General features: G+C 63.5%; 14 protein-coding genes, 1 tRNA gene and 1 pseudogene. 11 read left to right on the plus strand and 5 right to left on the minus strand.

All coding sequences use genetic code 11. The features are described 5' to 3' along the window. The first annotated feature begins 79 nt into the window (after positions 1 to 79). Together HMPREF2886_RS05810 and HMPREF2886_RS05815 are read left to right on the plus strand one after the other, a co-directional pair. Positions 80 to 535, plus strand: coding sequence for a pilin (locus tag HMPREF2886_RS05810; protein WP_070746950.1), 456 nt, complete (start codon positions 80 to 82; stop codon positions 533 to 535). 60 nt (positions 536 to 595) lie between these two features. Continuing rightward, a tRNA-Thr gene (locus tag HMPREF2886_RS05815) sits at positions 596 to 671 on the plus strand. 52 nt (positions 672 to 723) lie between these two features. Here HMPREF2886_RS05815 and nadC read toward each other — a convergent pair. Further along, on the minus strand, positions 724 to 1,572 hold the full coding sequence (nadC, locus tag HMPREF2886_RS05820) for a carboxylating nicotinate-nucleotide diphosphorylase (protein ID WP_070746952.1): 849 nt from the start codon (positions 1,570 to 1,572) through the stop codon (positions 724 to 726). Positions 1,573 to 1,857: 285 nt separating this feature from the next. Between nadC and HMPREF2886_RS05825 the strand changes: the two genes are divergently transcribed. From HMPREF2886_RS05825 to HMPREF2886_RS05850, 7 genes and pseudogenes are all read left to right on the plus strand, one after another. Further along, complete coding sequence (locus tag HMPREF2886_RS05825; protein ID WP_057389196.1) at positions 1,858 to 4,113, plus strand: DUF1631 domain-containing protein; 2,256 nt, start codon at positions 1,858 to 1,860, stop codon at positions 4,111 to 4,113. Positions 4,114 to 4,262: 149 nt separating this feature from the next. Beyond that, positions 4,263 to 4,829 carry a 1,6-anhydro-N-acetylmuramyl-L-alanine amidase AmpD gene (gene ampD, locus HMPREF2886_RS05830; RefSeq protein ID WP_033970467.1) on the plus strand — a complete coding sequence of 189 codons (567 nt, stop codon included), beginning with the start codon at positions 4,263 to 4,265 and terminating at the stop codon, positions 4,827 to 4,829. After that, on the plus strand, positions 4,826 to 5,662 hold the full coding sequence (gene ampE / locus HMPREF2886_RS05835; protein ID WP_070746954.1) for a regulatory signaling modulator protein AmpE: 837 nt from the start codon (positions 4,826 to 4,828) through the stop codon (positions 5,660 to 5,662). Before ampD ends, ampE begins: the two co-directional genes overlap by 4 nt. Positions 5,663 to 6,811: 1,149 nt before the next feature. Further along, positions 6,812 to 7,015, plus strand: a pseudogene (locus tag HMPREF2886_RS35275) (HAMP domain-containing protein); the annotation flags it as partial. 153 nt (positions 7,016 to 7,168) lie between these two features. After that, complete coding sequence (locus HMPREF2886_RS35280; protein ID WP_369700337.1) at positions 7,169 to 7,873, plus strand: methyl-accepting chemotaxis protein; 705 nt, start codon at positions 7,169 to 7,171, stop codon at positions 7,871 to 7,873. A 451-nt stretch (positions 7,874 to 8,324) separates the two neighbouring features. Continuing rightward, positions 8,325 to 9,488, plus strand: coding sequence for a type III PLP-dependent enzyme (locus HMPREF2886_RS05845; RefSeq protein ID WP_033970471.1), 1,164 nt, complete (start codon positions 8,325 to 8,327; stop codon positions 9,486 to 9,488). Between the two features lie 115 nt (positions 9,489 to 9,603). Beyond that, complete coding sequence (locus tag HMPREF2886_RS05850) at positions 9,604 to 10,029, plus strand: VOC family protein (RefSeq protein ID WP_033970473.1); 426 nt, start codon at positions 9,604 to 9,606, stop codon at positions 10,027 to 10,029. A 55-nt stretch (positions 10,030 to 10,084) separates the two neighbouring features. Here the strand turns inward: HMPREF2886_RS05850 and HMPREF2886_RS05855 are convergent, their stop codons facing one another. From HMPREF2886_RS05855 to HMPREF2886_RS05865, 3 genes are all read right to left on the minus strand, one after another. Further along, positions 10,085 to 11,887, minus strand: coding sequence for a phosphoethanolamine transferase CptA (locus tag HMPREF2886_RS05855; protein WP_033970474.1), 1,803 nt, complete (start codon positions 11,885 to 11,887; stop codon positions 10,085 to 10,087). Positions 11,888 to 12,009: 122 nt separating this feature from the next. Next, positions 12,010 to 12,825 carry a tetratricopeptide repeat protein gene (locus HMPREF2886_RS05860; protein ID WP_070746956.1) on the minus strand — a complete coding sequence of 272 codons (816 nt, stop codon included), beginning with the start codon at positions 12,823 to 12,825 and terminating at the stop codon, positions 12,010 to 12,012. Positions 12,826 to 12,827: 2 nt separating this feature from the next. Then, entirely contained in the window at positions 12,828 to 13,508 is a 681-nt protein-coding gene (locus HMPREF2886_RS05865) for a Fe2+-dependent dioxygenase (protein ID WP_033976477.1), read from the minus strand. Positions 13,509 to 13,725: 217 nt separating this feature from the next. Here HMPREF2886_RS05865 and piuD point away from each other — a divergent pair, with 217 nt between their 5' ends. Together piuD and HMPREF2886_RS05875 are read left to right on the plus strand one after the other, a co-directional pair. Further along, the gene (gene piuD / locus HMPREF2886_RS05870) at positions 13,726 to 16,026 is read left to right on the plus strand and encodes a TonB-dependent siderophore receptor PiuD (RefSeq protein WP_070746958.1); all 2,301 of its coding nucleotides are present in this window, start codon (positions 13,726 to 13,728) and stop codon (positions 16,024 to 16,026) included. Between the two features lie 215 nt (positions 16,027 to 16,241). Further along, positions 16,242 to 18,794: a PepSY domain-containing protein gene (locus tag HMPREF2886_RS05875; protein WP_070746959.1), complete on the plus strand. Its 2,553-nt coding sequence runs from the start codon at positions 16,242 to 16,244 to the stop codon at positions 18,792 to 18,794. A gap of 185 nt (positions 18,795 to 18,979) precedes the next feature. On the opposite strand, the gene lpxO is transcribed toward HMPREF2886_RS05875, so the two are convergent. Continuing rightward, positions 18,980 to 19,879 (minus strand): lipid A hydroxylase LpxO, encoded by a 900-nt coding sequence (gene lpxO, locus HMPREF2886_RS05880; RefSeq protein ID WP_003094463.1) that lies wholly within the window; start codon positions 19,877 to 19,879, stop codon positions 18,980 to 18,982. Positions 19,880 to 19,973: the final 94 nt, after the last annotated feature.

The raw sequence follows: 19,973 nt of genomic DNA on the forward strand, positions 1-19,973 counted from the left end.
GGCGCGGTTTGATATTTGGCATGGTAAGTGCTTGTTGAGGTTCAGGCGTTAGGCCTATACATAATCAACGGAGAGATTCATGAAAGCTCAAAAAGGCTTTACCTTGATCGAACTGATGATCGTGGTTGCGATCATCGGTATCCTGGCGGCAATTGCCATTCCCCAATACCAGAACTATGTTGCGCGCTCGGAAGGCGCTTCGGCGCTGGCGTCCATCAACCCGTTGAAGACAACTGTAGAAGAGGCTCTTTCTCGTGGTTGGAGCGTTAGGAGTGGTACTGGTGCAGAAGACGCTGCTAAAAAAGAAGTTCCGCTGGGTGTAGATGGAAAGGCCAATAATCTCGGCACCATTGCTCTGAACCCTGATCCTGCAAATGGTGCTGTTGATATTACTCTGACCTTCACCATGGATGCTGCTGGTCCGAAGAACAAAGACAAAGTCATTACTCTGACTCGTACTGCTACTGATGGCCTTTGGAAGTGCACCAGTGATCAGGAAAAGCAGTTCATTCCGAAAGGCTGCTCTGACAAGTAATTCTATTGGTAATGGCTGGTGTTGAACTATTGATGCTTTGATGATAGTTTTTCCGCCGCCGCCGGATTAGCTCAGTCGGTAGAGCAGCTCATTCGTAATGAGAAGGTCGGGGGTTCGATTCCTCTATCCGGCACCAGTCGCATGAAAAAGCCCCGCTTCGGCGGGGCTTTTTTTCGCCTGCGATTCGTTCAGAGGGTGAGGCGCATGGACAGGTCGACGGCCCTGACGTCCTTGGTCAGGGTGCCGATGGAGATGTAGTCGACGCCGGTCTCGGCGATGTTGCGCAGGGTGCTCTCGTTGATTCCGCCGGAAGCTTCCAGCTTGGCGCGGCCGGCAGTGAGGGCGACGGCGGTGCGCATGTCGTCCAGGCTGAGTTCGTCGAGCATGACGATATCGGCGCCGGCCTCCAGCGCCTGGCGCAGTTCATCGAGGCTCTCCACTTCCACTTCCACCGGCTTGCCGGGTGCGATGCGCCGGGCCTCGGCGATTGCCCGGTCGATACCGCCGCAGGCGGCGATGTGGTTTTCCTTGATCAGGAAGGCATCGTAGAGGCCGATGCGATGGTTGTGGCAACCGCCGCAGGTGACCGCGTACTTCTGCGCGAGGCGCAGGCCGGGCAGGGTCTTGCGGGTGTCGAGCAGCTTCACCTCGGTGCCGGCGACCAGGTCGGCGTAGTGCTGGCTGCGGGTGGCGGTACCGGAAAGCAGCTGGAGGAAGTTCAGCGCGCTGCGCTCGCCGGTGAGCAGGGCGCGGGCCGGACCTTTTAGCTGGAACAGCGTCTGGTTCGGCTCGACTCGCTGGCCGTCCTCCACCTGCCAGGTCACCAGCACTCGGGGATCGACCTGGCGGAAGACTTCGTCGACCCAGGCGCGGCCCGCGATTGTCGCGTGCTCGCGGGTAATCACCCGGGCCTCGGCCTCGCGCTGTGGATCGATCAACTGAGCGGTAAGGTCGCCGCCGCCGACATCTTCCGCCAGGGCGGTACGGACGTTGGCCTGGATTTCGCCTTGGAGGTCGGCAAGGGTGAGGTTAGGCATGGCGGGCTCCTGTACGAGATCGGGCGATTATACGGAGCGCGGCGGACGGCGTCTGTGCCTGCCTGGGCGCCGGTCGGGACGGCCGCCATTCATCGGCCTTCGCTTGTGTGAAGAGAGTCATGTCTATAGGAAAACCCTCTATCTAGATTTGAAAGTATCTCTATAATGAATGTAGATACTTGTTTTTGACGCCTGGAAATTGACGTTACGGACGACGCCAATCGATCCTCTGTGCCCGATTTTTGCCATTCCATGCGCGGCCGCGAGGGTGGCAGGAGAGTCCCGATGCAGAACGATGCCAATGTGGTGCACCTGACCAGGGTCGCTTCCGAGCCGTCGCCGAACGCCGGAGCGGGGCGCCTGCCGGTCATCCTCGTGCAGGTGCGCGACAAGGCGGCGCTGCAGCTGAAACAGGCGTTGCAGGCGTTGTTCGACAACGCCGACGACACCCTCTTCGAAATGGCCGACCGAGCCACCAGCAACCTCGAACAGAACGCTTTCTTCGAAGCCATGCGCGACCTGCGCCTCAAGCGCAAGAGTATCGAGCGGGTCTACCTGCAGAAGGTCTTCGAGGAGTTCTCGGCGCTCAACCAGATACAGTCCGGCAAATCCGTGCCGACCCTGGATACCGTGTCCTTCGACAGCCTTAGCCTGGTACAGAACGAGGAACTGGAGGAGTCCGTCGCGGTGGACGCGATGGTGGCGCGGGTGATGAGCCGCGATGCCACCGCGCTGGCCCACCTGAGCACCCGCCTGAACACCCTGGTCGGCCGGAAGGTCGACGAGAAGAGCAATCCCCTCGCTCCGCGTCCGCTGACCGCGGCTTTCCTCGATGCCTGCCAGGGGCTCGGCGTCGAGATCAAGGTCAAGCTGATCATTCTCAAGCTGTTCGAGAAGTACGTCCTGGCCCATTGCGACCAGTTGTACGCCGAGGCCAACCAGATCCTGGTCGCTGCGGGTGTGCTGCCGGAACTCAAATCCGCGCTGCCGCGGCGTCAGCCCGCTGTCCGTCCCGAAGCTGTGCGCGATGCCGGGACCCTGCAGGAACGAGCTGCGCTGCTCGACGGCGGTCAGCAGGAGGTCTTCGGCGCGCTGCAGGAACTGCTGGCGCAGGTTCGCGACAATCCTTCCTTTTACCGTCGCGAAACGCCTGAGAATGCCGCGCCGATTTCCAGCAACGACCTGATGCGCCTGCTTTCCCACCTGCAACAGCACCTGCCGGGCCCCGGCGCCGCGGAGTTCGACGTCCGCGACGGGGTCGACCAACTGCTCCAGCGGGTCAGCCACAAGAGCGGCCGTTCTCGGGTGGTCGGCCAGGTGGACGATGACGTCATCAACCTGGTGTCGATGCTGTTCGAATTCATTCTCGACGACCGCACCCTGCCTGATTCGCTGAAGGCTCTGATCGGTCGGATGCAGATCCCGATGCTCAAGGTGGCCCTGCTCGACAAGACCTTCTTCAGCCGCGGTAGCCATCCGGCGCGTCGCCTGCTCAACGAGATCGCATCCGCGTCGCTGGGCTGGGCCGAACACAATGATGCCCGGCGCGACAGCCTGTACCAGAAGATCGAACAGGTCGTGATGCGGCTGTTGAACGACTTCGTCGACGACCCGGCGATCTTCGCCGAGTTGCTGGAGGACTTCATTGCCTTCACCGGCGACGAGCGCCGCCGCAGCGAGCTCCTCGAGCAACGCACCCGCGACGCCGAGGAAGGCCGCGCCAAGGCCGAACTGGCCCGGCAGGACGTGGAGCAGGTGCTGAACCAGCGACTGCTCGGCAAGGTCCTGCCGGAGGTGGTGGTGCGCCTGCTGCGGGATGCCTGGAGCAAGGTGATGCTGCTGATCTGCCTCAAGCATGGCAAGGCTTCGGCCGAGTGGCGGGAGGCCCTGGATACCATGGACGAGCTGATCTGGAGCGTCGGCCCGCATGACGATCCGCTGTCCCGCCAACAGTTGCTGGAGCGTGTGCCAGGCCTGCTCAAGGCACTGCGCGAGGGATTGGCCAGCGCAGCCTTCGATCCGTTTTCCACCGGTGAATTCTTCAGCCAGCTGGAAACCCTGCATGTCCAGGGCCTGCAGCGCGACAAGCGCGGCGAGGCGGCGGTCGCGGACAGCCCCCTGCTCGACGAAGCGGCCCCGGGCACGGCTGCGGAAAAGCCCCGGGCGCCGGTCATGCTGCGGGTGGTCGAGGAAATCGTCCTGACCTCGCCGGACGCCGCCCCGGCGCCTGTCGAGAGCGAAGTGCGCCTGCCAGACAACGACGAGGCCCTGCTGCGGGTCGATGCGCTGCGTGTCGGCAGTTGGGTGGAGATCCAGGAGGATGCCGAGCACAAGCTGCGCTGCAAGCTGGCGGCAGTGATCCGGCCCACCGGTCGCTACATCTTCGTCAATCGTACCGGGATGAAGGTCCTGGAAAAGACCCGCATGGGCCTGGCGGTGGAGTTTCGCCGGCAGGCGGTACGCCTGCTGGACGATGCCTTGCTGTTCGACCGGGCCCTGGAGTCGGTGATCGGCAACCTGCGGCGCCTCAAGGGCGCCTAGCGCTTCTCGAGGACCCGGCGGATGCCGGGTCTTTTCGTTCTTGCGGGTAATACCTTTCCTCGACGCATGTCGAAGCGGCCGATCCAGAGCCCGCCTGATCGTCATTCCGGCGCCGCTGGATTAGAGTGGGGGCTCGTTCAGGAGCCCGTATGCATTTCGATTCCGTTACCGGCTGGATCCGTGGCGTCCGCCACTGCCCTTCACCGAATTTCAACCTGCGTCCGCAAGGGGACGCGGTGTCGCTGCTGGTCATCCACAATATCAGCCTGCCGCCGGGACAGTTCGGCACCGGCAAGGTCCAGGCGTTCTTCCAGAATCGCCTGGACCCGAACGAACATCCCTATTTCGAGGAAATCCGCCACCTGACGGTTTCCGCGCATTTCCTCATCGAACGCGACGGCGGCATCACCCAGTTCGTCTCCTGCCACGACCGCGCCTGGCATGCCGGGGTTTCCTGCTTCGACGGTCGCGAGGCGTGCAACGACTTCTCCCTTGGCATCGAACTGGAGGGGACCGACACGGAACCGTACACGGACGCGCAGTACACTGCCCTGGCCGGGCTGACGCGGCTGTTGCGCGCGGCCTTCCCGGCGATCACCCCGGAACGCATCCAGGGCCACTGCGATATCGCCCCGGAGCGCAAGACCGATCCCGGCGGGGCTTTCGACTGGTCGCGCTACCGCGCCGGATTGACCGATTCCAAGGAGGAAACATGACGTTCCTGGTGTTGCTGCTGGCCCTTGCGTTGGAGAAGTTCTCCGACTGGCGCCGGCGTATCCAGCGCGATGGCGCCTGGCTCGCCTGGCTGGGCCTGGTCGAGGACCTGCCTTCGGTGTCCCACCGCTCCTGGCTGGGGCTGCTGCTCGCGGTGGTCCTGCCGTTGCTGCCGCTGGCCCTGCTGCTGACATTGCTGCAGCCGTTGGCCTATGGCTGGCTGAGCCTTCCGCTGCATCTTCTGGTGGTGGTCTACAGTCTCGGCCGCGGCGACGTCATGGCTGACCTCGGGCCGTTCCGCGACGCCTGGCGGCGCGAGGAGGCCCAGGCTGCCTTCCATGTCGCCGAACGCGACCTGGGGATCCTTGGCGGCAGCGAGAGCGAACTGATCGGCCGGGTGCACGGCCATCTGCTCTGGCAGGGCTACCAGAGCTTCTTCGCGGTGATCTTCTGGTATGCCTTGCTCGGCCCGGTGGCGGCCCTGGCCTATCGCCTGCTGGCACTGGCACTGGAGCACGCCCGCCAGCCGGCGTTGCGCGAACAGGCGGCGCGCGTCCGGCATATCCTCGACTGGTTGCCGGTGCGTGCGCTGGTGCTGAGCTTCGCCCTGGTCGGCAACTTCCTCGCGGTTATCCGCGTGCTGCTGCACTGGCTGCTGGCCTGGGACATCTCGGCGGCCGCGCTGCTGGGCAAGGCCGGACGGGTCGCCAGCGATGTCGAAGCGGTCGAGTTGGGTGCCGCCGGCGTCGCCAGCCTGGATGCGCTCTGGCAATTGCTGGTGCGCGCGGCAGTGCTCTGGTACGCCGTGTTCGCCTTCTGCGCGCTGTTCCTCTGAGCGCAGCGACAGGGGAATCGCCTGCGATTCCCCGTTAACCTTAAGTTACAGAACCCCAGGCCGATATCGGGTACACAGGTGAACGTGTTCGCGTGATTTCGAAAGGCCATTAGCGAGCGGACTCCGAGCGTCAGTGTCGCCACGCGGCGGCATCTCTTAGAACGATAAGAATAATCAGGAGACGTCTGGGTGAAGACCGTACTCTATCCCGCCATCGCGCTGATGAACCGGCTCAGCTTCGGCATGAAGTTCGGCCTGATCAGCGTGCTGTTCTTCCTGCCGCTGCTGATCACCAGCTTCTATCTGGTGCGCGATGCCTATCGCCAGTTCAGCGACACCCGAATCGAACTGCAGAGCTTGACGCTGCTGGGTAGTGGACTTCAGATCCGGCGTGGCCTGGAGTCCCTCAACGATCTGTTGCAGATCAATGCGGTCATCGGCCAGTCCGGCAAGGCTGGCGATCTGGAAGCGCGCATCGCGGACATCCAGAAGGGGCTGCGCGGGCGGCTCGAGGCGCTGGCGCCGCTCAGCGAGGATGGGGCGGCGGTAGCCGAATTCGAGGCCCAGCGCGACCGGTTGCTCAACGGCTTGCAGGCCGTGGAGGCCGAAGGGTCCTTGCAAGGCAAGGGCGCACGGGCGGAGAAGCTGCTCGGTAGCGCGCAGGTATTCATCAAGTTGCTCATCGCCCAGGCCGGGCTCAGCCAGGACAGCCAGCGCCAGGTGCGCCAGCTCAGCGAGCTGGTCGGCTCGATAACGCCGGAGGTGACGGCGGCCATCAGCAAGGGGCGCGCCATCGGCGCCTACTCCCTGGGCCAGGGTTTCCTCAATTCGTCCTCCAGCGCGCGGCTCGACGAGCTGCTGCTGGAGTTCGAGAAACTGCATGGCGAGTATGGCCTGAAGCTGCAGGAGTCCCTGGCCGGTAGCCCACAGGTGCTCGAGGAGGCCGCCCAGGCCAGTCGCGAGACCCTGAAGAGCCTGGGGCAGTTGTTCGAGGATCGGGTAATCGTGGCCGAGACGCTGGATACCCCGTGGACGCAGTTCTACGATCAGGTCAGCGCGGCGATGGACAAGACCTACCAGCTCGACGACGCCGTTCTCGGCTATCTCGATACCCAGTTGCAAAAGCGCCTGCAACAGGTGCGCACGCAGATGCTGTTGCTCGTCGCCGCGTTGGTTGTGGTTTTCGCCGCGATCCTATACCTCTACGGCGGTTTCTACGTTTCCACACGGGCCACCCTGAAAGACCTCGGACGAATGATGGAGCGCGTCGCCGGCGGCGACATGACGGTCAGCTTCCAGGCCCGCAGTCGTGACGAGCTGGGCGAGCTGGGACAATCGTTCAACGAGTCGGTGGCGAAGATCCACGACCTGATCGAGCGGGTCAGCCAGACCGTCGGCGAGGTCGAGCGGCAGACCCTGCGCGTCGAGTCGGTGTCGGCCGAAAGCAACCAGGCGGTAGCCGGGCAACGCAGCCAGATCGAGCAGGTGGCCACGGCGATGAACCAGATGGCCGCTACCGCCCAGGAAGTGGCGCGCAGCGCGGCGATGGCGGTGAGCAGCGCGAACAGCGTGAACCAGGAAACCCTCAGCGGGCGCAGCCTGGTCGAATCGCAGGTGGGTAGCATCCAGCGCCTGGCCGGCGAGATCGACCAGTCGGTGGCGGCGATCAATCGCCTGGCCAGTGACAGCGCCTCGATCAGCCAGGTGCTGGATGTGATCAAGGGCATCGCCGAACAGACCAACCTGCTGGCGCTCAATGCGGCGATCGAGGCCGCTCGTGCCGGGGAGCAGGGGCGCGGTTTCGCGGTGGTGGCCGACGAGGTGCGCACGCTGGCCAAGCGCACCCAGCAATCCACCGCCGAGATCGAACAGATGATCCTGCGCCTGCAGGGCGGCGTCGATGCGGCGGTGAAGGCGATGGGCAGCAGCCACCATACCGCCGATGGCACGGTCAACGAGTCGGCGCAGGTGCAGCAGGCACTGGAGAATATCCTCGGTGCGGTGGGCATGATCGTCGACCAGAACCAGCAGATCGCCGCAGCCGCCGAGCAACAGACCGCCGTCGCCCACGATATCGACCAGAACATCGTCGAGATCAACCAGGCCGGCGAGCGCACCGCGGAAGGCGCTAGCCAGACCGAGCGGGCCAGCCGCGAACTGGGCGCCCAGGTGACCCAGCTGAAACGCCTGATCGGCGCGTTCAGGGTGTAGGCGCAAGGCCTGCGCGGGACGTTTTTCGTCCATCCGATTGAACGCTGGGCGGACGGGGACATTCCACTGTCATGCACATGGGGTAAAGGCTGAGCAGGTCAATCCGGCGGTGCGACAGGCGGAGGCGAAATCGCGGCATTTTTTTATTGATCTCGCGTCCCCTTGGTCCTAAAGTTCGCGCCCGAACGTCCATGCTGGAAACGATCCATCCGGCTCAAGTACTGACGACGAGAGATCGCCTTGTGGCAAGGCGACGTCCGCTGCTCAAGCGGCCAGGTCGTCGCGCGGGACACGCGCGCGACCTACCAGGATGAACAGGCGGTGGCTGCCGGCAGGCAGGTGATACTCGGCGACATGCCTTGGGAAGTAGGCGAACCAAAGTGGGGAAACGGATTAGACGTTCAGCTTCACCCCTACGAATCCATGTGTTTTGCCATTGGGAGTCCCAACCATGTCCATCAAGGTCGAGGATTATTTCGCCCCTGAAACCTTCCAGCGCATGAAGGCCTTCGCCGACAAGCAGGAAACCCCCTTCGTGGTCATCGACAAGCAGACCATCGCCGATGCCTACGACCAACTGACCGACTGCTTCCCCTTCGCCAGGATCTACTACGCGGTGAAGGCCAATCCCGCTACCGAAATCACCGAGCTGCTGCGCGACAAGGGTTCGAACTTCGATATCGCCTCGATCTACGAACTGGACAAGGTGATGAAGACCGGCGTCGGTCCGGAGCGCATCAGCTACGGCAACACCATCAAGAAATCCAGGGACATCCGCTACTTCTACGAGAAGGGCGTGCGCCTGTTCGCCACCGACTCCGAAGCCGACCTGCGCAACATCGCCAAGGCCGCTCCCGGCGCCAAGGTCTACGTGCGTATCCTCACCGAGGGCTCGACTACCGCAGACTGGCCGCTGTCGCGCAAGTTCGGCTGCCAGACCGACATGGCCATGGACCTGCTGATCCTGGCCCGCCAGTTGGGCCTGGAGCCCTACGGCATTTCCTTCCACGTCGGTTCGCAGCAGCGCGACATCTCGGTGTGGGACGCGGCGATCGCCAAGGTCAAGGTGATCTTCGAGCGCCTGAAGGAAGAAGACGGCATCGTCCTGAAGATGATCAACATGGGCGGCGGCTTCCCGGCCAACTACATCACCAAGACCAACGACCTGGAAACCTATGCGGAGGAGATCATCCGCTTCCTCAAGGAGGACTTCGGCGACGACCTGCCGGAAATCATCCTCGAGCCGGGCCGTTCGCTGATCGCCAATGCCGGCATCCTGGTCAGCGAAGTGGTGCTGGTCGCCCGCAAGTCGCGGACCGCCGTGGAGCGCTGGGTCTATGCCGACGTCGGCAAGTTCTCCGGACTGATCGAAACAATGGACGAGTCGATCAAGTTCCCGATCTGGACCGAGAAGCAGGGCGAGATGGAAGAGGTGGTGATCGCCGGCCCGACCTGCGACAGCGCCGACATCATGTACGAGCACTACAAGTATGGCCTGCCGCTGAACCTGTCGAGCGGCGACCGCCTTTACTGGCTGTCTACCGGCGCCTACACCACCAGCTACAGTGCGGTGGAGTTCAACGGCTTCCCGCCGCTGAAGGCGTTCTACCTCTAGCGCAGTCGCCTCTGCTACGAAGAGCCCCGCCTCGGCGGGGCTTTTTCATGTCGCTCTGGAAGCCTCGCGGCGCTCGTGTCAGCCTTGCTCGACAACCCATGACAAGGACGCCGACATGACAGGCAATGGTGTTTCCCTGGTGACCCTCGGGGTCGCCGATCTGGCCCGCTCCTCTCTCTACTACCAGGCGCTGGGCTGGCAGCCCTCTTCGGACGGCAGCGAGCAGGTGGTATTTCTCAAGGGCCGCAACCTGGTCCTCGGCCTCTACGGACGCAGCGCCCTCGCCGAGGATGCGCAGGTGGAAGATCGTCCGACCGGCTTCGCGGCTATCACCCTGGCCTGCAATTGCGCTTCGCGGGACGAGGTGGACCGTCTGTTCTCCGTGGCCACGGCGGCCGGAGGGCAGGCGACCAAGATGCCGCAGGAAGTGTTCTGGGGTGGCTACTCCGGATATGTCGCTGACCCGGATGGACATCTTTGGGAAATTGCCTACAACCCGTTCTGGCCGTTCGACGAGCAGGGCAACCTGGTCTTGCCCTGAGGGCGCTACGGCTGGAAAAACGCCCCGCTCGGCGGGGCGTTTTCCTTGGTAGCGGTCAGCCTTCGTTCGGCTGACGGGACGGTGCGCGCGGCGTCGTTGGCGCGGGTCGTCCGGCCTGGGCTACCTGCTGCCCGGCGTCGGCCTTGTCCAGCGGCAGCTTGTCGAAGTCGCGCAAGCCATTGTGGGCATAGGGGTTGCCGATCCAGCGGACTTCATGCCGGAAGTCGTTGCTCACCAGGCTCTTGGTCGAATCGAAGAGGTCATAGTTGAGGCCGGCGAGGTCGGACCAGGTATGGATCAGGTCTTCGCTGCTGTAGCGTCGGTCGACCAGGGCCTGCAGGTCGCGCGGATGGGTCTGCTGCCAGCTGGGCGAAGTCCAGACCAGGAAGGGCACGGTGTACATGCCGCGGGTCGGGTCGCCTTCGTTGCGGCCGAGACGGTCGTGCGGGGCTTCGTCGAAGACTTCCTCGCCATGGTCCGAGAGGTAGACCAGGAAGCCGTTCGGATCGCTGTTGGCGAAGCCCTTGATCAGGCTGGAGACCACGTAGTCGTTGTACAGCACGGCGTTGTCGTAGCTGTTGTAGACCTCCACCTGGTCGTCGCTGAGAGCCGCCGGGGCGCCCTGGCGGTCGACGAAGCGAGCGTAGTCGGCGGGATAGCGGTACTTGTAGTTCATGTGGGTGCCGAGCAGATGGACCACGATGAACTTCTTCGGCGCCGGGTCGTCCAGCACCTTGGCGAAGGGCGCCAGCACCGCGCCGTCCAGCTGGCTGGCGTTCTGGCTGCGCTGGTTGTTCAGGTAGAACTGCGCATCGGTCTGCTGGGCGAAGGTCGTCAGCATGGTGTTGCGCTTGGTCATGGTCTGCTGGTTGGTGATCCAGAAGGTCTTGTAGCCGGCCTGCTTCATCAGGTTCATCAGCGACGGATCGGTGAGGAAGCGGTCGGGATGCTCCTGGTCGGCGAACGTCAGCACCTGCTGCAGCACCTCGATGGTATATGGCCGCGACGCCACCACGTTGTTGAATACCGTGAGGTTCCGGTTCGCGGCCTTCAGTGCGTCCAGCTGCGGGGTCGTTTCGCGTGGATAGCCGTAGAGGCTCATGTGCTTGCGCGACGTGGATTCGCCGATCACCAGGACCAGCGTGCGCGGCGTATCGCCATTGGCATCGACGAGGTTCTTCAGCGGCGGTAGGGCGGCGTTCTTTTGCAACAGCGCCTGCATGCTGCCCAGTTGCTGGCGGTATTGCTGGTAGCCGATCAGCAATTGCCAGGGCACCGCCGGTTCCATGCGCGCCTGGACCTTGTCCAGGGCTTCGTCGAAGGGCCGGCCCTGGCTGACCAGTTGCTTGTAGAACGGATAACCGATGGTCGCGACGATCAGCAGCACCGCCACCGGCAGGGCGCTGAAGCGCGGCAGGTAGACCGGGCGCAGGCGGCGCCAGAGGAGGATGGCGACCAGGCTGTAGAGCACCAGGCCGAGGGTCATCCAGGGGTTGAAGTACTGGCTGAAATATTCGCTGGCTTCGGCGGTGTTCGACTCGAACATCACGAAGATCACGCTTTGCGAGAATTCCTGGTGATAGATGCCGAAATAGCTCAGGCCGACCAGCGAGGCGGCCCACAGCACCAGCCCGATGACGGCGGCCAGCGGCTTGGTCCAGCGCGGGAACAGCAGCACCGGCGCAAGCCAGATGGTGCTCAGCACCATGGCGTTGCGGAAACCGGAGAAACCGCTGTTGCCGGAGGTCAGCAGGAGCAGTTGGGTGATGCCGGAGAAGAACCAGAAGAACAGGAACAGCCAGCCCAGGCCGGCCCAGTCGATGCGATTGCGCGTAACGCTTGGTGGAGTGGGGGACACGATAGCCTCGTACGATGGACCGGAGGCGCGATCGTCGCTCGCCTCGATGAAGCGGCGAGGGTAGGGAAAGGCTTGTCAAAAAAGTGTTATGTGGGTGTGAACAAAGGGTTGGGCGTTGTTCGTCAGACAGGCAGTCGCGCGTGCCCGTGACGTTCGAGCGCCTGTTCCAGGGCCTCTCGATCGGTGTCGTCGCCCAACTGCGCCGCGCGTCGGTAATAGGCCAGCGCCAGGCTGCGGAACGGCGGGTGGGCCGACTGCTCCAGGCCATGGCGGGCGCTGCGCAGGAAGTTCAGGTTGCCGCCTTCGAGGGCGCGCCGGAGCCAGGTTTCGGCTTCGGCATGGTGGCCCGAGGCACTGAGCATCGCGGCGTGGCTGAACTGGCCGCGAAAATCGCCGCCCTCGGCGGAACGTCGATACCAGTGCGCAGCTTGCGCCAGGTCGCGAGCGACCACCAGGCCTTCTTCGTGGTAGCGACCCACCAGGTTCATCGATTTCGCGTGGCCCTGTTCGGCCGCTTGCCGATACAGCGCATAGGCGCGCGCCTGGTCCTGGGGCACGCCGCGGCCGGTGGCGTGGAGATTGGCCAGGTTGTAGCGGGCCCAGTCAAGGCCGGCCTGGGCGGCGATCCGATAGTGGACCGCTGCCGCGGCTGGATCCGCCGGGCCGCCCCAGCCATGTTCAAGACAGCGAGCGAGCATATTGCGCGCCATTGCGTGGCCACGTTCGGCGGCGATCGTGAACCAGGTCCGCGCCAGGGCCGGGTCGCGCTGGATGCCTTGGCCGTCCAGAAGTATCTGTCCGAGCAGGGCCTGGGCTTCCGTCAGGCCCTCGCGCGCAGCGCCGAGGATGGCCTGGGCAACCTCGCCCGGGGTACCGGCCAGTTGTGCGGCGAAACCTTCGGCGTCCAGTGCGTCGTGACGGAGCAGCAGGTGGCGCATGTTCAGAGTTCCGACCAGCGCCGCAGGAGATTGTGGTAGGTGCCGGTGAGGCGGATCAGCGAGGGATGGTCGGGGATGTCGCGGGTGAGTTGCTGGATCGACTGGTCCATTTCGAATAGCAGGGTGCGCTGGCTGTCTTCGCGGACCAGGCTCTGGGTCCAGAAGAACGAGGCGTAGCGCGCGCCGCGGGTGACCGGATTGACCTTGTGCAGGCTGGTGCCGGGGTAGAGCACCAGATCGCCGGCGGGCAGCTTCACCTGTTGCAGGCCGTAGGTGTCCTGGATCACCAGTTCGCCGCCGTCATAGTCCGCCGGGTCGCTGAAGAAGAGGGTCGAGGACAGGTCGGTACGGACCCGCTCGCGGCCGCCATGGACGTCGCGCACGGCGTTGTCGATGTGGAAGTCGAACGAGCCCCCGCCGGTATAGCAGTTGAACAGCGGCGGGAAGACCTTGAGCGGCAGGGCGGCGGACATGAACAGGGGATGGTTCCACAGGCGCTGCAGCATGGCTTCGCCGATCTCCCGGGCCAGCGGGTGCTCCTGCGGCAGTTGCAGGTTGTGCTTGGCCTTGGCCGATTGGTAGCCGGCGGTCGCCTTGCCGTCGGCCCATTCCGCCTGCTCCAGGGCTGCGCGGATCCGGGAGACTTCCTCGGCGGTGAAGATGGCGGGAATATGCAGCAACATGGCGCTGTCCATGAAGGCGAAATGATTGCCAATGATATTGATTTGCATTGGGTGTGTAAAACCGCCAGGGGCTGTAGACGAGCGAGATGGGAAAAAATGTAATGAGAAAATTGTAAAGAATGTAAATTCCTGTCGAATGCGAATCCGTAATAATTGATAACAATTCTGATCTGCAATAAATTCCGCGACCTTCACAGCTCCCGGGGAGGGGTTTCGAATGTCGCGTCAGTCCACGGATACCGCCGTTTCTTCGCAACGTCTGCTGGCTTCGGCCATCGGTGTGGCCATCACCGCCATCGCCGCACCGCAGGCAGCCCACGCCGACGAGGCCGGGCAGAAAAAGACCGACAAGGACCGCGTACTGTCGCTGGATGCGGCCACCATCGTCGGCGAGCAGCAGGACGAAACCACCTACAACGTCGACCGCTCGGCGTCGAAGAAGTACACCGCGCCGCTCTTGGACACGCCGCGCTCCGTCACGGTAGTACCAAAGCAGGTGATCAAGGATACCGCCGCCGTGTCTCTCCAGGATGCACTGCGTACCGTTCCAGGTATTACCTTTGGCGCGGGCGAAGGCGGCAATCCCACCGGTGACCGGCCATTCATTCGCGGCTTCGATGCGCAAAGCGATACTTACGTCGATGGTGTACGCGATACTGGTGCACAGACCCGCGAGATCTTCAACCTCGAGCAGATCGAGGTCAGCAAGGGCCCTAACTCGGCATTCGGAGGACGTGGCTCGGCCGGCGGCAGCCTCAACCTCGTCAGCAAGCAGGCCAAGGCTGGGAATTTCATCGATGGCGGCTTCACCTATGGTTCTGACCAGACTCGCCGCTACACCTTGGACCTCAACCAGGAGTTCCTCGATGGCAATGCGGCATTCCGACTGAATCTTCTCAAGCACGATGCCAATGTCGCGGGCCGCGATGAAGTCGATGTCAGTCGCTGGGGCGTAGCGCCGTCGCTCACCTTCGGTCTTGGCTCGCCGACACGAGTGACCGTCAGCCATTATCACCTGGAAAGTGACGATACCCCGGATTCGGGCATTCCCTATGCCAAGAGTAGTGATCGCAGCAAGCACAATCCGGACAAACCGGTGAATGTCGATCGAGGCAATTTCTATGGACTGACGGGGCGCGATTTCCAGAAGAGCCGGATCGATACCAGTACCATCACTGTTGAGCATGATCTGACGGACAGCCTCACTATTCGCAATACCTCGCGTTACGGCAACAGCCATCAGGACTATCTGTGGACACAACCGGATGACAGCCAGGGCAACATCAACAATGGCTCGGTCTGGCGCCGCCAGAACAATCGGGTAAGTACCACCACCACAGCAGTCAACCAGACTGACCTGTTTGGAGAGTTCTACCTGGGTGGCTTCAAGAACAGCTTCAGTACCGGCCTGGAGTTCAGCCGAGAAGACAGCAAGCGCGATGGGTATACCGTCGATACCAATACCGGCCTGGGCAACAACAAGTGCAATCCATCGCTGATTGGGGCGCCTAGCGGCTACAACTGCACTAGTCTGGAAAATCCCAATCCGCACGATCCATGGAATGGCAGTATTACCCGGAAATATGCGCCGCTGAATACGGTCGGCACCACCAAGGCAATATATGCGTTCGACACCATCGACCTGGACGAACAGTGGCAGGTCAATATTGGCGCGCGCTTCGATAGTTTCGAAACTACGGCGAAGAACCACGGTGTAAGACCCGCTACCAAACTCAGCGACAAGTCGAGCTTCTGGAACTGGCAGGCAGGCTTGGTGTGGAAGCCTGTACCCAACGGCAGCATCTATGCGTCCTACGCCACTTCGGCTACGCCGCCGGGTAGCATGCTCGATAATGGGGATACCTCGAATGCTGTCGACGGGTTCGCCATCAGCAACAACCTTGAACCGGAAGAAACCACGAACTACGAGCTTGGTACCAAGTGGGCTTTCTTCAACGAGCGGCTGGAGTTGAGTGCCGCGATCTTCCGCACCGACAAGGACAATACCCGCATCCTGGTCGCCAACCAGACCTACGATAACGCCGGACAATCCCGCGTCGACGGAGTGGAGTTGAGCGCCAGCGGCAAGCTGACCGAGAAGTGGAAGGTGTTCGCGGGCTACAGCTACCTGGACAGCGAGTTGGTCGATGCCGGTAAGGCTGGGCGTAATGGCAATGTGAACGCATCGGCGGCTTCCAACAACGGCAACGAGATGCCAAATACGCCGAAGAACAGCTTCAGTCTCTGGTCCACTTATGACATCTTCCCGAAGACCACAGTCGGTGGCGGGGCTTTCTATGTCGACAAGGTCTATGGCGACGTTGGCAATACCGTCTATGTCCCCGATTACTGGCGCTATGACGCAATGGCCAGCTACAAACTGAGCAAGAACGTCGATTTCCAGTTGAACGTGCAGAATGTGTTCGACAAGAAGTACTTCGACAAAGCCTATGCGGCGCACTATGCGTCCCAGGCTGCTGGAAGGACGATACTGTTCAGCACCAACTTCCACTTCTGACAGCCGCTCTCGCTCCCCACGAAAGCCCCATTCCCCCTACGGGATGGGGCTTTCCCGCATCCAGGTGGGTAAATAGAGCGTAAAGAACGTTAATTCGGCTTTATCGCAACTGATTATCAAATAGAATTGCCCGCCGACGTCCTCGTGTCGTCTGGCCGGCGCTTGGCGTCGGCGTAGTCCCGTTGTTGCCGCGCGGCGGCCGTGAAGGTGATCCTGTGAAGAAAGTCTGGTTCCAGTTGCATTGGTTCTTCGGTATCAGCGCCGGCCTGGTGCTGGCGCTGATGGGCGTCACCGGAGCGACCCTGTCGTTCCAGGACGAGCTGATGCGCGCGCTCAACCCTGACGTGCTGGTGGTGCAGAAGCGCCCCGAGGGCGTGCTGCCGCTGGACGAACTGGTGCGCCGTATCGAAGGCGCCGAGCCGGGGCGGAAAGTGGCCTTCGTCTGGGTCGAGATGGACAGCGACAAGGCCGGGCGGATCTTCTACACCCCGCCGCCGGGGCAGCGCCGCGGCGAGTCGCGCTGGATCGATCCCTACACCGGGGCTTTCGTCGGCGAGCCGCGCGGCGAGGGTTTCTTCAACCTGATGATGCAACTGCACCGTTTTCTCGCCATGGGCGAGTACGGCAAGCAGGTCACCGCCGCCTGCACCCTGATCCTGATCTTCTTCTGCCTGTCCGGTCTCTACCTGCGCTGGCCGCGCAAGGTCCTCGACTGGCGCGCCTGGCTGACCCTCGACTGGTCGCGCAAGGGCCGCAGTTTCAACTGGGACCTGCATGCCGTGGCCGGCACCTGGTGCCTGGCGCTCTACCTGCTGGCTGCGCTGACCGGCCTGTACTGGTCCTACGAGTGGTACCGCAACGGCCTGTTCAAACTGCTCGACGACGCACCCGCCGGCCAGCAGGCGCAGCGCGGCAAGCCGGGCGGACGTGGCGAGCGCCCGGCCGATGCGGCTCCGCTGGCGGTCGACTACGCGGCGGTATGGAACAGCATCCGCCAGGCCGGCGGCGACCGCCTGCAGGCCTACAACCTGCGCCTGCCGCCGGCGGGCGGCCAGCCGGCGACAGTGTTCTATCGCCTGACCGACGCGTCGCACGAGCGTGCCTTCAACACCCTGACCCTGGACCCGGCCAACGGCCAGGTGAAAAGCGACCAGCGCTATAGCGACCGTTCTTTCGGCAGCCAGTTGCTGGCCAGCGTCTATGCATTGCACGTAGGCAGCTATTTCGGCATGGCCGGACGCATCCTGATGATGCTCGCCAGCCTGGCGATGCCGCTGTTCTTCATCACCGGCTGGCTGCTCTACCTCGACCGCCGGCGCAAGAAACGCGCGGTACGGGCGAGCCGCGCCGGCCTGGGCGGCAGCGCCGGCGCCAGCGGCGAGCCCTGGTTGATCGGCTACGCCAGCCAGAGCGGTTTTGCCGAGCAACTGGCCTGGCAGAGCGCCGGCCAGTTGCAGGCGGCCGGGTTGCCGGTGCGGGTCGAATCGCTGGCGCGCCTGGATGCCGGGCAACTCGCCGAGGCGCGCAAGGCGCTGTTCGTGGTCAGCACCTTCGGCGACGGTGAGGCGCCGGACAGCGCCCGCGGCTTCGAACGCAAGGTGCTTGGCCAGGCCGCCAGCCTCGATGGCCTGAGCTACGCCCTGCTGGCCCTGGGAGATCGCCAGTACGAGCAGTTCTGCGGCTTCGCCCGGCGCATGCAGGGCTGGTTGCAGGGGCAGGGCGCGCGGAGCCTGTTCGCCCCGGTGGAGGTCGATGATGGCGACGCCGCGGCCCTGCGCCAATGGCAGGAAAGCCTGGCCGAGGTGACCGGCGGTGCCGCCCCGGCGGCCTGGGAAGCGCCGGCCTTCGAAGTCTGGTCGCTGGCGCGGCGGGAGTGCCTGAACCCTGGCAGCCAGGGCGAGTCGACCTGGCTGCTGGACCTGCGCGCGCCGGCCGACAGCGCCATCCAATGGCGCGCCGGCGATCTGCTGGAGATCGTTCCGCACCAGGCGCCCGCGCGCATCCGTGAATGGCTGCAACGGCATCACCTGGACGGCCAGGCGCGGGTGGCGGTCGAGGGCGTCGAGCAGAGCCTGGAGCAGGCCCTGGCCGGGCGCCTGCTGCCGGATTCTTTCGAACACCTGGTCGGCTTGCACCCGCAGGCGCTGCTGGATGCGCTGATTCCGCTTTCCGTGCGCCAGTACTCCATCGCCTCGTTGCAGAGCGATGGCGACCTGCAACTGATCGTACGCCAGGAGCAGCATGCCGACGGCAGCCTGGGCATCTGCTCCGGCTGGCTCACCGAGTACCTGCCGCTCGGCGCCGCGCTGACCCTGCGCCTGCGCCGCAACGCGGGTTTCCACCTGCCGGAGGATGACGTACCGCTGATCCTCATCGGCAACGGCACCGGGCTCGCCGGCCTGCGCAGCCTGTTGCGCGCCAGCATCGCCGCCGGGCGCAAGCGCAACTGGCTGCTGTTCGGCGAACGCAATTTCGCCCACGACTACTACTGTCGTGCGGAGCTGGAGCAGGCCCTGGCCAGGGGCGAGCTGCAACGCCTGGACCTGGCCTTCTCCCGCGACCAGGCGGAGAAGATCTATGTCCAGGACCGCCTGCGTGAAGCGGCGGATGAACTGCGGCACTGGATCGACGAGGGCGCGGCCTTGTACGTCTGCGGCAGCCTGCAGGGCATGGCCGGCGGTGTCGACCGGGTGCTGCGCGAAGTGCTCGGTGAGGAGGCCTTGCAACGCCTGGCCGACGAAGGACGTTACCGGCGCGACGTGTACTGAACGGATGAATGAAAAAGGCTCCCAAGGGAGCCTTTTCGTTGCCAACTGCTGGGACTGCCGGGCTTTTCGGGGCGTAGGACGAATAACCGCAGAACGGTTATCCGCCATTTCGGCGGGGTGTCGGCGGATGACGCCGTTGGCGTCATCCGCCCTACGGAGCTATCGGGGCCTTGCGTCGCCGGGCCTCAGATCCACAGGATGAAAGCCAGTACCAGGGCGAAGAAGCCCCATTTCTGCAGGTAGTAGAGCTTGCGGTTGCGCTTCTTCAAACGTTTGCCTTGCAGGCGGATCTTGTAGAGGCTGTCGAAGATCCGGTTCAGCCCGCCGGTCCGGTCGCCTGCGTTGTTCGGGGCCGCCGCGGCAGCCATCACGTTGCGGCTGAACCAGCGGTTGAAGGCGGTGGCCCAGCCCTGGGTCAGCGGCCGCTCGATGTCGCAGAAGAGAATGATGCGGTTGTGTTCGGTGGCGTTTTCCGCGTAGTGGATGAAGGTTTCATCGAACACCACCGCCTCGCCGTCGCGCCAGTGGTAGCGCTCGCCGTCCACCTCGATGAAGCAGGCCGGGTCGTTGGGGGTGAACAGTCCCAGGTGGAAGCGCAGCGAGCCGGCGTAGGGATCGCGGTGTCGCACCAGCTTCGAGCCCGGCGGCAGTTCGGCGAACATCGCCGCCTTGACCGAGGGAATCTGCCGCAACAGGGCGGTGGTCTGCGGGCAGAGTTGTCCGGCGGAGGGATGGGCCTCGTCGTACCATTTCAGGTAGAAGCGCTTCCAGCCGCTCTTGAAGAACGAGTTGAAACCGATATCGTCGTACTGTTCGGAACGCTTGATGTTGCCGGCGTCGTGCAGGTGCAGTGCCTCGCTGCGGATGGCTTGCCAGTTGTCGACCAGAACCTGCAGTTCGGGGAAGGTCTGCGGTGCCAGGTAGGGACGGTTCGGTACCTTCGAGAACAGGTACATCAGGCAGTTGATCGGAGCGAGGAAGCTGGAGTGGTCGCTCAATTGGCGCGACAGCTTGTGGCGTACCCGGCCGCGGAAATGGACATAGAGGATGCTCAGCGCATAGGCCGCCAGGATGAGAACTTTCATGAATGCAGGGTCGTCGGTGCAAAAGAGGAGAATTTACTCCTGTTCTAGGTGCCTGAGTATGCTACCTGACGCTAATTCGCCAGCACTGCGCTCA

The sequence above is a fragment of the Pseudomonas sp. HMSC066A08 genome (assembly GCF_001813025.1).
GTDB classification, from domain to species: domain Bacteria; phylum Pseudomonadota; class Gammaproteobacteria; order Pseudomonadales; family Pseudomonadaceae; genus Pseudomonas; species Pseudomonas aeruginosa.

Excerpts from the sequence above, each read along its gene's own strand:
- ampD (WP_033970467.1), top strand. The coding sequence starts at position 4,263 with ATGCATTTCGATTCCGTTACCGGCTGGATCCGTGGCGTCCGCCACTGC.
- HMPREF2886_RS05865 (WP_033976477.1), bottom strand. The coding sequence starts at position 13,508 with ATGTTGCTGCATATTCCCGCCATCTTCACCGCCGAGGAAGTCTCCCGG.
- ampE (WP_070746954.1), top strand. The coding sequence starts at position 4,826 with ATGACGTTCCTGGTGTTGCTGCTGGCCCTTGCGTTGGAGAAGTTCTCC.
- HMPREF2886_RS05850 (WP_033970473.1), top strand. The coding sequence starts at position 9,604 with ATGACAGGCAATGGTGTTTCCCTGGTGACCCTCGGGGTCGCCGATCTG.
- piuD (WP_070746958.1), top strand. The coding sequence starts at position 13,726 with ATGTCGCGTCAGTCCACGGATACCGCCGTTTCTTCGCAACGTCTGCTG.
- HMPREF2886_RS05845 (WP_033970471.1), top strand. The coding sequence starts at position 8,325 with ATGTCCATCAAGGTCGAGGATTATTTCGCCCCTGAAACCTTCCAGCGC.
- HMPREF2886_RS05860 (WP_070746956.1), bottom strand. The coding sequence starts at position 12,825 with ATGCGCCACCTGCTGCTCCGTCACGACGCACTGGACGCCGAAGGTTTC.
- lpxO (WP_003094463.1), bottom strand. The coding sequence starts at position 19,879 with ATGAAAGTTCTCATCCTGGCGGCCTATGCGCTGAGCATCCTCTATGTC.
- HMPREF2886_RS35280 (WP_369700337.1), top strand. The coding sequence starts at position 7,169 with ATGGCCGCTACCGCCCAGGAAGTGGCGCGCAGCGCGGCGATGGCGGTG.
- HMPREF2886_RS05825 (WP_057389196.1), top strand. The coding sequence starts at position 1,858 with ATGCAGAACGATGCCAATGTGGTGCACCTGACCAGGGTCGCTTCCGAG.
- HMPREF2886_RS05810 (WP_070746950.1), top strand. The coding sequence starts at position 80 with ATGAAAGCTCAAAAAGGCTTTACCTTGATCGAACTGATGATCGTGGTT.
- nadC (WP_070746952.1), bottom strand. The coding sequence starts at position 1,572 with ATGCCTAACCTCACCCTTGCCGACCTCCAAGGCGAAATCCAGGCCAAC.